Source organism: Spirulina sp. CCNP1310 (assembly GCF_034932185.1).
GTDB lineage: Bacteria > Cyanobacteriota > Cyanobacteriia > Cyanobacteriales > Spirulinaceae > Spirulina.
This window is the reverse complement of record NZ_JAYGHW010000017.1, coordinates 1-11,637: the sequence shown is the minus strand read 5'-3', so window position 1 is coordinate 11,637 and position 11,637 is coordinate 1. Positions and strand designations below refer to the sequence as shown.

Annotated in this window: 11 protein-coding genes; 6 read left to right on the top strand and 5 right to left on the bottom strand. The window is 54.2% G+C overall.

Annotated features, from left to right (window positions below; all coding sequences use genetic code 11):
* Positions 1 to 155 precede the first annotated feature (155 nt).
* From VB712_RS06260 to VB712_RS06240, 5 genes are all read left to right on the top strand, one after another.
* Complete coding sequence (locus VB712_RS06260) at positions 156 to 1,637, top strand: ammonium transporter (RefSeq protein ID WP_323253237.1); 1,482 nt, start codon at positions 156 to 158, stop codon at positions 1,635 to 1,637.
* Positions 1,638 to 1,789: 152 nt separating this feature from the next.
* Entirely contained in the window at positions 1,790 to 2,674 is an 885-nt protein-coding gene (locus VB712_RS06255; protein WP_323253235.1) for a GDSL-type esterase/lipase family protein, read from the top strand.
* A complete protein-coding gene (locus VB712_RS06250) occupies positions 2,664 to 3,857 on the top strand; it encodes a 4-hydroxy-3-methylbut-2-enyl diphosphate reductase (RefSeq protein WP_323253233.1) in 1,194 nt (397 codons plus the stop codon). Before VB712_RS06255 ends, VB712_RS06250 begins: the two co-directional genes overlap by 11 nt.
* 85 nt (positions 3,858 to 3,942) lie before the next feature.
* Positions 3,943 to 4,689: a D-Ala-D-Ala carboxypeptidase family metallohydrolase gene (locus VB712_RS06245; protein WP_323253231.1), complete on the top strand. Its 747-nt coding sequence runs from the start codon at positions 3,943 to 3,945 to the stop codon at positions 4,687 to 4,689.
* 320 nt (positions 4,690 to 5,009) lie between these two features.
* A complete protein-coding gene (locus VB712_RS06240; protein ID WP_323253229.1) occupies positions 5,010 to 5,690 on the top strand; it encodes a hypothetical protein in 681 nt (226 codons plus the stop codon).
* Here VB712_RS06240 and VB712_RS06235 read toward each other — a convergent pair.
* From VB712_RS06235 to VB712_RS06220, 4 genes are all read right to left on the bottom strand, one after another.
* The gene (locus VB712_RS06235; protein WP_323253227.1) at positions 5,687 to 7,009 is read right to left on the bottom strand and encodes a tellurite resistance TerB C-terminal domain-containing protein; all 1,323 of its coding nucleotides are present in this window, start codon (positions 7,007 to 7,009) and stop codon (positions 5,687 to 5,689) included. The two genes, VB712_RS06240 and VB712_RS06235, sit on opposite strands and share 4 nt — an antisense overlap.
* Before the next feature lie 145 nt (positions 7,010 to 7,154).
* Positions 7,155 to 7,592, bottom strand: a complete 438-nt coding sequence (locus tag VB712_RS06230) for a CAAD domain-containing protein (RefSeq protein ID WP_323253225.1) — start codon at positions 7,590 to 7,592, stop codon at positions 7,155 to 7,157.
* A gap of 204 nt (positions 7,593 to 7,796) precedes the next feature.
* The gene (locus tag VB712_RS06225; protein WP_323253223.1) at positions 7,797 to 8,795 is read right to left on the bottom strand and encodes a tetratricopeptide repeat protein; all 999 of its coding nucleotides are present in this window, start codon (positions 8,793 to 8,795) and stop codon (positions 7,797 to 7,799) included.
* A gap of 228 nt (positions 8,796 to 9,023) precedes the next feature.
* A complete protein-coding gene (locus tag VB712_RS06220) occupies positions 9,024 to 10,088 on the bottom strand; it encodes a serine/threonine-protein kinase (RefSeq protein WP_323253221.1) in 1,065 nt (354 codons plus the stop codon).
* 447 nt (positions 10,089 to 10,535) lie between these two features.
* Here VB712_RS06220 and VB712_RS06215 point away from each other — a divergent pair, with 447 nt between their 5' ends.
* Positions 10,536 to 11,282, top strand: a complete 747-nt coding sequence (locus tag VB712_RS06215) for a DUF561 domain-containing protein (RefSeq protein WP_416236274.1) — start codon at positions 10,536 to 10,538, stop codon at positions 11,280 to 11,282.
* Between the two features lies 1 nt (position 11,283).
* Here VB712_RS06215 and VB712_RS06210 read toward each other — a convergent pair.
* Positions 11,284 to 11,637, bottom strand: a 354-nt coding sequence (locus tag VB712_RS06210; RefSeq protein WP_416236272.1) for an efflux RND transporter periplasmic adaptor subunit, incomplete at its 5' end; no start/stop codon positions are given.

The following is an 11,637-nucleotide window of genomic DNA, read 5'->3' as shown; positions in this document are numbered from 1 at the left end:
CAGTCCGTTTAGAGCTTGCCCTCCGACGACCTATCGGCCCCTCACTGGCCCATCTGGATGTTCAGTGACTCCCCCAGGACGTTGATGGGAATGACATCTAAACCGTTTCGGAACCTTGATTTTTGTTTCTTTCATTCAGGAAAGTTTTTGTAGTGATGTCCAAATCCAATCTGGTCAATTCTTTCTCACCAAAACCGAGAAGGGAGCGAGCGGTAGCCGGGAACCTTAAACCCATCCAACAACTCTTCCGTTGGTTTTCCCCCTATTGGCTCCTCTGTATTCCCCTCGTCGCCATTATCCTGACGATTTGGGATGGGGCGGCGATGGCACAGCACGCCTTTGATCTAGAAGAGATCGATTTCAGCGATCCCGCTGTCCTCAAAGGCACGCTGGATACGATCTTTATTTTCATCTGTGCCATTTTGGTGATCTTCATGAATGCCGGATTCGGCATGCTGGAAACCGGCTTCTGTCGTCAAAAGAATGCCGTTAACGTGTTGGCGAAAAACTTGATCGTGTTTGCGATCGCGGTCATCGCTTATTGGGCCATCGGCTTTGCTTTCATGTACGGGGATTCCGGTAACGGCTTCATTGGGCTGAAAGGCTTTTTCCTCCTGAGTGAGGATCCCGCCACCTATAGCTTAAACCCCTTCCCCGAAGGTTTACCGATTTCCGTTTCCTTCCTCTTCCAAGTCGCTTTCGCCGGTACTGCCGCCACGATTGTATCGGGGGCAGTAGCAGAGCGGATTCACTTTGTTTCTTTCTTGATCTTCTCCTTCCTTTTGGTGGCAGTCGCTTACCCGATCACCGGCCATTGGCTTTGGGGTTTAGGCTGGCTCTATGATGCAGGATTCAAGGATTTTGCTGGCTCTACCCTCGTCCATTCCGTCGGCGGCTGGGGGGCGCTGATGGGGGCAGCGTTCCTCGGCCCCCGCATTGGCAAGTTCACCGAAAACAGCGTCAATGCCATTCCAGGCCACAACATGAGCATTGCTACCCTGGGTTGCTTGATCCTCTGGATCGGCTGGTATGGCTTCAACCCCGGCTCGGCATTAGCCGCTAACCCTAACGTTACCTACATCGCCATGACCACCACCTTGGCGGCCGCCGCCGGGGGGATTACTTCCACCTTTACCTCCTGGGCTAAGGATGGCAAACCGGACTTGTCGATGATCATCAACGGTATTCTTGCCGGTTTGGTGGGGATTACCGCCGGTTGTGATGCGATTCCTTACCCTGCTGCGGTGTTGACGGGGGCGATCGCCGGTGTAATCGTCGTCTTCGCTGTGTCCATCGTGGACAGCATCCGCATTGATGACCCGGTGGGGGCGATTTCCGTTCACCTCGTCTGTGGGATCTGGGGAACCTTAGCCGTCGGCATCTTTGGCGGCGGTAATATCGTTACTCAATTGCTGGGTATTGCCTCCGTCGGTGGCTTCACCGTTGCCTTTAGCACAATTGTTTGGTTAGCGTTGAAATTCACCCTGGGGATTCGCGTCAGTCCGGAAGACGAACTGCAAGGGCTGGATATCAGTGAGCATGGTATGGAAGCCTATAACGGGTTTGTCACGGAAACCGATACCTTTGCCGGTGGTCAAGCCATGGGTATTAGTGGTAGTTCGGAACTTCACGACTGATCAATTCTCCCCTTTGCTGGAGAATCAACCCCAATGGGGGCTGTCCAGCCCCGACGATTCCAAAAAAAATCCTGGGCTTCCCTTTAATCTAGACGCAAAATCTGCGACGCTAGACTAACGGGAAGCCTTCCTTTTTGGGCTTACTAAAAATTATGGTGTTTACTCCCCTGGCTGATCGTATTCTTAAATCTGCGCCCCGCTGGGCGGCCTTCTCCCTCGCGGCTAATGCCATTCTGTTGTTATTGCTCGTCTATATTGGGCAACGTCGCCCGCTCCAACCCCAAATTGCCCAAGCCCGGTTAGCCAGCACCTCCACCCAATTGCTGGCCAAAACCCCCATCCCCACCCAACCGGGGAGCGATCGCCAAGGGCTAAGTTATCAGCAATGGGTGGAACTCCTGGCCCAGGAAGCCAGCGCCGCCGCCCACAATCGCCCCGATAACCTGATGATCCTGATGGGGGATTCCATTACCCTCTGGTTTACCCAGGATGTCCTCCCCCCCGGCCCCACCTGGCTCAACCAAGGCATTTCCGGGGAAAAAACCCTCGGCCTGCTGCGACGGTTGCGGTTAATTGAGCAAACCCAGCCCAAGGCGATTTTTGTGATGATCGGCATTAACGATATCCTTTGGGATGTACAGGATGAAACCATTTTGGCCAATACCCGCTTAATCGTTGAAAACCTGCGGCAGACTCATCCCCAAACCCGGATTGTGGTGCAGTCGATTTTGCCCCATGCGGGGGAAAAGGCCACTTGGGAGGGGCGCGATCGCCTCCTGCAAATTTCCAACGGCCGGATTCGCCGCCTCAATCAAGACCTCGCCGCCATGGCCCGCCGCGAAGGCGCAATTTTCCTCGATCTGTATCCCCTCTTTGCCAATGAGCAAGGACAATTAAAAATGGATCTCAGCACCGATGGCCTCCATCTCAATCGGGATGGCTATCGGGTTTGGTCTACTGCTTTACAATTGTTCATCGGGCTTGAACTCGATCCGATGCAAATTACCCACCAATATGACCCCCCCCATGGATACTAAAACCTTTAAACGCAACCTCAACCAATCCGAGCATTACCACCGCAAAGGCTTTGGCCATCAAGCGGAGGTGGCCGGTGTGATGCATCAAGAATATCAAAGCAGTTTGATTCAAGAATTGCGGGGCAATGCCTACACCCTGCGGCGCGGCCCGGTGACGATTCACTTGGCGGAGTCCTTTGGGTTTTGTTGGGGGGTGGAGCGGGCGGTGGCCATGGCCTATGAAACCCGCCAACATTTCCCCACAGAACGGATTTGGATCACCAATGAAATTATCCATAACCCGGAAGTGAATCAACGGCTGCGGGAGATGCAGGTGGGGTTTATTGAAGTGGTGGATGGGGTGAAGGATTTTACGGTGGTGACGGCGGGGGATGTGGTGATTTTGCCCGCCTTTGGGGCCAGTGTGGCGGAAATGCAGTATCTCAATGGGGTGGGCTGTACGATTGTCGATACCACCTGCCCTTGGGTTTCCAAGGTGTGGAATTCCGTCGAAAAGCATAAAAAGAAAGATCACACCTCGATTATCCACGGTAAATATCAACATGAGGAAACCGTGGCCACCAGTTCCTTTGCGGGGAAATATTTGGTGGTGCTGAATCTGGAGGAGGCGCAGTATGTGGCGGATTATATTTTGCAGGGGGGAGACCGCTCTGAGTTTCTCGCGAAATTTGCCCATGCCCATTCGGAAGGGTTTGACCCTGATCAAGATCTTGATCGGGTGGGGGTGGCGAATCAAACGACGATGCTGAAGAGTGAAACGGAGGCGATCGGCAAACTCTTTGAAGCGACGATGCTGCGTAAATATGGCCCTACGGCCTTAAATGAGCATTTCATGAGCTTTAACACGATCTGTGATGCCACCCAAGAGCGGCAAGATGCGATGTTTGACTTGGTGGATCTCGATCTCGATCTAATCGTGGTGATTGGCGGGTTTAACTCCTCCAACACAACCCATTTACAGGAAATTGCCATCGAGCGGGGGATTCCCTCTTACCACATTGATAGTAGCGATCGCATCGGCCCCGGCAACTGCATTGAACATAAACCCCTAGGGGCCCCCCTCACCGTCGCGGAAAATTGGCTTCCCGATGGCGAAATTACCGTGGGGATTACCTCCGGAGCCTCAACCCCCGATAAATCCGTTGAGCAGGTGATTGAGAAAATCTTTACATTAAAGCCCTAGGTTCCCCCAAGGTTTACAATCAGGGCCTAAGGCCCGATGTTGGTTGCGCGGGCATTTTTCCTTAAATGAAAAGGTGTGTTTAATCATGAGCAAGAAGCCGCAATTGTTGGGGTCTGTACCGTTAAAAGATGTGAAGGATCGCGAAACAGTCCGTTGGGTGCAAGCCCAATTGGCTGTCGGGGGGTATTTGGCTCCCACCGATGCTGATGGTTTGGTGGGGCCGAAAACCTTGGCAGCGTTGGCGGCCTTTAAAAAGGATTTCTATCTGGCCTTTCCCGCTGACCTGGGCCCCAGTACCATTGATGCCCTGGCGGATATTGAACCCAAACATGAGGTGATTGACCAAGCTCCCAAGCCCACTGCCACCAACCTCAATGCTGGAACTAAATCCGGAGCCTCGGCCACGTTACCCAAGGTGGGTTTGATTTATGCCAATGAAATGATTGTGCCGGGGAGTTTTATTACCTGGGGAGAAATGACCAACAACCTCACCCGTCTGCCCTATGGAACCTCGGAGTTTGGCAGTCCGGAACAGGTGGTGACGAACATGATTGCCATGGCCAAGGCGTTTGGTAAAGTTCGCACCAAATTTGGTTCTCCGATTACGATCACCAGTGCCTACCGTCCTCCCAATCTTGCCATTGGGGTGGGTAAGTCGCAGCACAAATATGGCCGTGCCTTAGATGTGAGTCCCCTCAATGGTGATTATCAAGGTCTTTTGGATGCCATTCGCGCTGTGCCGGAGGTGAAGGGTGTGGGTTTGGCTGGCCCCAGCAAGGGGTTCTGGCATCTCGATATTCGCCCCGGCTCGCGGGTTTCCTTTAGTTACTAAGGGGAGAATCCCCCCTGCCCCCCTTAACAAGGGGGGTTCTGACATCAACCCCTTTTTAAGAGAGGGGTTCTGAGATAACCCCTCTCTTAAAAAGGGGGTCGGCGTAGCCGGGGGGATCCTAAGCTTTAAACGTAGCACGATCCCCCCTGCCCCCCTAAACACCTTCGGTGTGGAAAAAGGAGGGGTTTTGGGTTGATCTGGGAGATTGAGCAATGGAGACAGTTGTAGGATTGCAACATCTCCGGAATGCCCCCCGATCGCGGTTGTAAGATCTAAACATAGACTGCGCGATAGATCCCCGACTGGGTTAGGAGATTAAAATGTTCAACTGGCGATCGCACCCCATCCCCACCGTGGCCTTTGGTGTCACCCTCCTACTATTAACCGCCTGCGCCGGTTCAGCCCCTCCTAGCAGCCCATCGGCGGATTTACCCGCCAGTCCTGAACCCATCGAGCAGGGGGAGGAGCCGGAGGAGCCAGCCGAAACGGAAGCCCCCGCCCAAGCCCCCCAAACGGTTCCCACCCCGACGACAACCCCCTTGAGCACCCGTAGCCAACTGACATTAACGGCTTTGGGGCCTGTTGAAATCGGCATGACCATCGCCCAAGCGGAAGCAGCTACCGGCCAAACCTTTAAGGAGCGAGCCAGTGGTGGGGAGGAATATGGCTGTCGATATTATGAGGTGGAAGGGTTTGCCGATGTGGCGTTTATGGTCACGGATGGGGCGATCGCCCGAGCGGAGGTATGGCGCAATGACATTACCACCCGCAGCGGCGCAAAAATTGGCGATTCCGCTGATAAAATCCGCAACCTTTACCCCGGCCAGATTGAAGCTGAAGCCCATGAATATATCCCCGGCGGTGAATACCTGATCTTCACGCCCCAGGAAGCAGCAAGCCGCAACTATCGTGTTTTGTTTGAAACCAACGAAGCGGGGGAAGTGACCACCATCCGCAGCGGCAAGCTCCCAGAAGTGGGCTTTATCGAAGGCTGTGTTTAGTCCTGATCCCCCAACGCCAACAACTCGGTAAATAAAATCGCCACCGAACCGGAAAGGATGATCGCGTAGTCTTCGTTCATCGTCAGCAGGCCGGTCTTGTCATCAAACTCCAACAACAAATCCCCCAGCGTCATCACCGCCTTTTCATTGAGGGACTCAATCAACGCCGCCACCGTTAGCCCCGCCGCCGCGCTGATGGTTTTCACCGCCCCTTCATCCTGGGCTAGAATCGCCCCCATGGCCTGGCGATCGCTGCGGGTTAAGGTTTGGAGGAATTGATGCCATTCACTGGCGAGAACATAGAGGCGATCGGGGAGTTCCGGCTGTTGGAGGGCTGCGAGTTCCTGCTCTAGGGTGGTGACTTGGGTTTGCAGGGCAATCAAGCGGCTTTGCTCCTGTTGGACGGCCCCTTGGAGTTGCTGATAGTCCGCCTCTAGGGCCTGATAGGCTTCCTGGCGGGCTGTGATTGTGGTTTCCTGGTGTTGAATTTGAGCCAACAGTTCCTGCTGTTGGTTGTGCAATGCCGTTAGGGTCGGGAGCAGCTGATCCTGTTCCTGCTGGAGGGCGGTGATCCGCTCCTCAACTTCTGCCTTCGTTGCCTGGAGCTTGGCCACCTGAGGCTCTAACTCGCCAGCGGTGGCTTGCAAAACTGTCACCGCCCCATCGAGATCATCCCGTTGGGTTTTGAGGCGGCTGAGGCTGTGGCGCAGTTGGGTCGTTTCTTGCTGAAGGGCGGCTTTGATGCGGTGTAATTCCACCTGCTCCTGTTGGAGTGCGTCGAGGGCCTCCTGTTGATCGAGGATGTCGGTTTGGGCTACTTCGATCGCCTGGTTGAGCCGTTGGAGGTATTGCTCCTGTTGCTGTTGGGTTTCGGGGTTGGGGGGTGGGGGCGCGTTGAGGGATTGGGGATAGGTGGGGGGCTGAATTTGTTGGAGTTCGTGGATCAGTTCGTTGCGGTATTGATGGAGTTCAGCGATGCGATCCAGGAGGCGATCGCGCTCCAGTTCTAAAGATTGTAAATTGTTTTCCACCTCACCTTGGGTTTGTAACGCCGCATTCACGGCTTGGTGGAGGCTCTGGCGTTGGGATTGCAGGCCATGGATTTGATGGCGGAGGGAATTGCGCTGTTGGCGATCGCGCTGAAGATGGCGCAGTTCCGTCACCAAGGCCGCACCATAGCCGACGGGAACGGTGATCACCCCGGTCATTACCGCCGCAGTCATGTCACGGTGGAGCAATAACCCCAACGTCAACCCCACCCCAAAGGCCAAGAAGCCCAAGACAAAATGTTGCAAAAATGGTGTTTGTGGCGATCGCATCAACCCCTAAGGTTTAGTTCGTTTCCGGTCAATTCCCTCAATCCTACCGCCTTGACCCCCGCTCGTTTCATGCTCCAGAGGAAAAAAAAAGATGCAGCCTCGCTACATCTCCCTCAAATGCCGATGGGGTTGTTCCCCGTTGCGGTTAGCTTTTGGATTCCGTCCGTCCTAAAACTTCAGCCTTGAGATTGTGAAACTCTTGAACTAACTCACTACGGGTTTTGGATTGGAGGAGATAGCGATAAACAAACCAAGCGGTGTAGGCGATGCCCACCAATTCAAACACAGGGGCCAACAGAGGCACATCATTAATCGCTGACAACAAAGCCAAGGTCAGCTTGACGGTGATAATCCCCGCAATAATTAAGCCAACGGTGATTAACGGTTGTTGGTAGTCTGAGAAAAATTTACCCAGATAATCCGGCAGTTTAGCCAAAAATTCTGAAACTGGCTCTAGCCATTCCTGCCATTCCTGACCCGCCGCAGGGGAAGATGCGGGGGAAATCGCACCAGAAGGGTCATTTTTTAAACCAGCAGGCTGTTGTGCCGTTTCGGTTTGTGAAGCTTGAACATTAGGTTCCATGGTGTTTCTTCTCCTATCGTCAAAAGGGAATGGGGATTGTGGTTGAGCGCGACACTTTCAACAGCAAACAGCAGCAAACAGCGAACTCCTGCTCATTTTATAGCAATTCTAACCAAAACCCATAGGTTTGCACGGATCTCAGCGGGGCGATGAACATCCTAAATGAGTGCCAAAATCGCCCCATTTAAGCGGGAAATTTGCCCCTTAAACCTCCGTCGGATTCCCGCTGCGATATTGCATCAGGCGGGCATAGTCCCCCAAGGCATAGCAGGCGGTGCGCAGACTGCTGAGGGCCTGTTGTTCTAGACGGCGATCGCCCCATTGTTGAGCCAGTTGGAGCCGTTGTTCATAATGACAGATCGCCGCCTCCGCATCCCCAAGGGCCTCATAGGCTACTGCTAAACTTCCCAAGGATTGCTCCTCGGCCCGGAAATCCTCTAGGGATTGGGCCAGGGCCAACCGCTGTTGACTATAGCTAATGGCTTGATCATAATTGCCCACACTGTAGGCCGCATTACTTAAATTCCGCAGCACTTGTAATGCCGTGCGGGATTCCCCCTGTTGTTGGGCTAAGGCCAGACGGCGCTCATAATAGGCGATCGCCTCCCCATAATCCCCCAAGGAGTAGTAGGCATTGCCCAAATTTTTGAGAATTTGGGCGATGGTTCCCGCATCCCCAAGGGATTCTGCAAAGGTCAAGGCCCGCTTCTGGCAATTAATCGCCTCCTGATGATCCCCTTGGGCCTTATAGGCTAAACCCAAGTTATTCAACATCGCCATCGCCCCACTGCGATCCTTTAAACGCAGAAACAGCTTTAAGCCCCGCTGTTGCACATCCAACGCTTTTCCGTAATTGCCCTGATGGCGGTAGGTATTGCCCAACAGGCTGAGAACTTGCGCCTTTAAGCGCTGATCATTGAGGGTGGCAGCAAGCTCTAAACCCAATTGGGCCGCTGTTTGGGCCTGGGAATAGTCATTATCGGAGTAGTAGGCCAAACCCAAATAGTAAAAAGCCTTAACCTGATTATGGGGCTGCTTGGTTTGGGCAAACACATCTAAAGCCTGTTGGAGGACTAAAATCGCCTCTTGATTGCGCCCCTGTTGGTGGTGCTGGATGCCCCGATCCAAGAGTTGGCCGCCCACATCAGAGACAGCACGACTGGACTCATGCAACTTTTCCGGTACAAACCGGATTGTTGTCATGGGTTCATCACTATCATTTTTAAACTGATCCGCTCTAAACTGACCCGCCAATCGCTCCCCCCTGAACTTAGCAAATCCATTATTCCTAGTCTATCGGGACGGATGAGGTTATGGCGATTATCCTCTGGCCCTCAGCAAAAATAAATTCGGAACGAGTTTAGGGTGTTTCAGCCGATCAATGCCCATCAATGGAGCTTGATCTGAACGAGGTATGAAGGGTTGCAGCCCCTAGCCAGAGTTTCGTAAAAAATTATGGGGGGGTTGGGGAGGGGGGGTGCGTCGGGTGTTGCGGATGCGAATGGCTTCGGCGGTGCGGGCTAGTTCGGAAATGCGTCGGCGGGGAGGCGGTTCCGGCTCGGTGGTTTTGGCGTTCATGCAGTTGGCGAGATTATCCCGAGGGGCGATCGCCTCAAACTCCTTTAACATTTCCGCCGCCGTTTGGTAGCGATCGTGGGGGCTGGGTTGGAGCATCCGGGTGAGAATCTGCTGAAAACTGCGGCTCACCTCCACCTTATCCTGCCAATAGAGTTCCCCCGTGCGGGGGTTACTTTTGAAATCGAGGGGAGCTTTGCCCGTGAGCAGGTAAAGGCAGGTCACACCCAGGGCGTAGATATCGCTGGCGTAGACGGGGCGCAGGGAAAATTGTTCCGGGGGGGCAAACCCCACCGTCCCCACAAAATGGGTCGTCACCCCTCCCTGGACGCTACTATCGGCCACCTGGGCCAGTTCTGCCTTCACCGCCCCGAAGTCAATCAGGACGATCTGCCGGTCTTGGGAAAGGATAATATTTTGAGGCTTAATATCCCGGTGGATTACCCCTTGACCATGGACAAAATCCAGCAACTTCACGACTTCCCGGAGAATTCGCCGGACAATCGGCTCCGGTTGCACCCCCTGACGGCGCACTAACCGGGCCAGGGTTGCCCCCTTGATATATTCCTGAACCAGATAAAACTCATCCTCAACAACGAAGTAATCCAACAACATCGGAATTTGGGAATGGCTCCCGAGGGTGGCGAGGATTTTCGCTTCCCGTTTGAAGCGGTGGCGGGCGGTGTCGAGGGCCTTGAGTTCGCTGACGCGGGGGCAAAGTTGTTTAATCACACAGAAGGGCTGGCCCGGCAACACCATATCCCGCGCTAAAAACGTCACGCCAAAACCGCCCCGCCCCAACATCCGCAACACCAAGTAGCGATCGCGGAAACGGGTTGAGGTTCCACACAGCTTGCCCAGGATGGTTTGTTCAAACACATCGCTGTGGAATTCTGACAAATTACCAGGTTGAAACGGCATGGTGTATCTGGCTGAAGGTAAGGACTGACATGAAGTAGACAGTCTGATACTGATGATCGCATTGGCGACAGGATTCAACACCATTCAACCCTCTGGACTCTGAAGGCTAGAGAACTCCCATTGCTGATCATCGGTAAAGGATGCCTCTTGAATAATTGGATCTACACACACCCTGGAAACCTTTCCTGCCCCATTACAAATTGTGATGGACGATCAAAAGACGCTTTTTGTTCAGGATCTGAAGCATTGTGGCGGGCTGGGGCAGGAAGCACCGCAACGATACCTAGAATAGAGCGACTCTATGCCCCCATGATATGAGTGGGGTCACAGCGAAAGGGCGATCGCCCCCAAGCCCGCTACTCCCTCGGTTGATTCCGCCAGATTAGCCTTGAGCTTGATACTATACAGTATCGACTAAAATCACCCTCAATTGACAAGTCTATGAGCATGAATCTTAAACTCCGTACTGCTTTAGCGCACCACAACGCCCTGAAAGTGATCAGTGGATTGCACAACTTTGATGCCGACCGTGTGGCAGCAACGGTGCAGGCGGCAACGGCAGGCGGGGCGACGTTTGTGGATATTGCCGCTGATCCCGATTTGGTGCGGTTGGCGCGGCAATTGACCCCGTTGCCCATTTGTGTTTCGGCGGTGGAGCCACAGCAGTTTGTCGCGGCGATGGCAGCGGGGGCTGATCTGGTGGAAATTGGCAACTTTGATAGTTTCTATGCCCAGGGTCGTCGCTTTGAAGCACCGGAAGTGTTGGCGTTGACCCAACAAACCCGCGCTCTCCTCCCCGATGTGATGCTTTCGGTGACGGTTCCCCATATTTTGGAGTTGGATCAACAGGTGGAACTGGCGGAGGCTTTGGTGGCGGCCGGAGCAGATATCATCCAAACCGAAGGCGGAACCAGTAGCCAACCGGCTCACAGTGGCACGTTGGGCTTGATTGAAAAGGCGGCCCCCACCTTGGCCGCAGCCAGCGTGATTAGCAAAGCGGTGACGGTTCCCGTCCTCTGTGCTTCTGGGTTATCCGATGTGACGGCCCCCTTGGCCATTGCCGCCGGGGCCGCTGGGGTGGGCGTGGGTTCGGCGATTAACCAACTCAATGACCCGGTGGCGATGGTAGCAGCGGTACGCCGTTTGGTGGAGGCTATGGCCACTGTCCAACGGGTGCAAACCCCCGTGGCCTAGGCTATTGGGATAAAATGCTCAACCGTACTGTGGCCCCAGATTCTAAGGGTTGAGCGCTGTTGATAATAATGCGATCGCTCGGGGTGAGGCCCGATAACACTTCCACCTCCCCATCGCGGCGATCGCCCACAAACACCATTTTCGCCTCCACCCGGTCTTCCCCCCGCAGCACAAAAACCTGGGGTTGGTTCTCATCCCCCTGAAGGGCAGATTCCGGAATCACAAACCGCTCCGGTGTGGCGGCTAAAAACGTCACCCGCGCCAACATCCCCCCCCGCAATTGCCCATCAGGATTATCGAGGAGAATTTCCACCGGGATCTGCCGTGCTTCTGATTCTGTCGCGGGAGCAATGCG

Excerpts from the sequence above, each read along its gene's own strand:
- VB712_RS06260 (WP_323253237.1), top strand. The coding sequence starts at position 156 with ATGTCCAAATCCAATCTGGTCAATTCTTTCTCACCAAAACCGAGAAGG.
- VB712_RS06255 (WP_323253235.1), top strand. The coding sequence starts at position 1,790 with ATGGTGTTTACTCCCCTGGCTGATCGTATTCTTAAATCTGCGCCCCGC.
- VB712_RS06250 (WP_323253233.1), top strand. The coding sequence starts at position 2,664 with ATGGATACTAAAACCTTTAAACGCAACCTCAACCAATCCGAGCATTAC.
- VB712_RS06245 (WP_323253231.1), top strand. The coding sequence starts at position 3,943 with ATGAGCAAGAAGCCGCAATTGTTGGGGTCTGTACCGTTAAAAGATGTG.
- VB712_RS06240 (WP_323253229.1), top strand. The coding sequence starts at position 5,010 with ATGTTCAACTGGCGATCGCACCCCATCCCCACCGTGGCCTTTGGTGTC.
- VB712_RS06235 (WP_323253227.1), bottom strand. The coding sequence starts at position 7,009 with ATGCGATCGCCACAAACACCATTTTTGCAACATTTTGTCTTGGGCTTC.
- VB712_RS06230 (WP_323253225.1), bottom strand. The coding sequence starts at position 7,592 with ATGGAACCTAATGTTCAAGCTTCACAAACCGAAACGGCACAACAGCCT.
- VB712_RS06225 (WP_323253223.1), bottom strand. The coding sequence starts at position 8,795 with ATGACAACAATCCGGTTTGTACCGGAAAAGTTGCATGAGTCCAGTCGT.
- VB712_RS06220 (WP_323253221.1), bottom strand. The coding sequence starts at position 10,088 with ATGCCGTTTCAACCTGGTAATTTGTCAGAATTCCACAGCGATGTGTTT.
- VB712_RS06215 (WP_416236274.1), top strand. The coding sequence starts at position 10,536 with ATGAATCTTAAACTCCGTACTGCTTTAGCGCACCACAACGCCCTGAAA.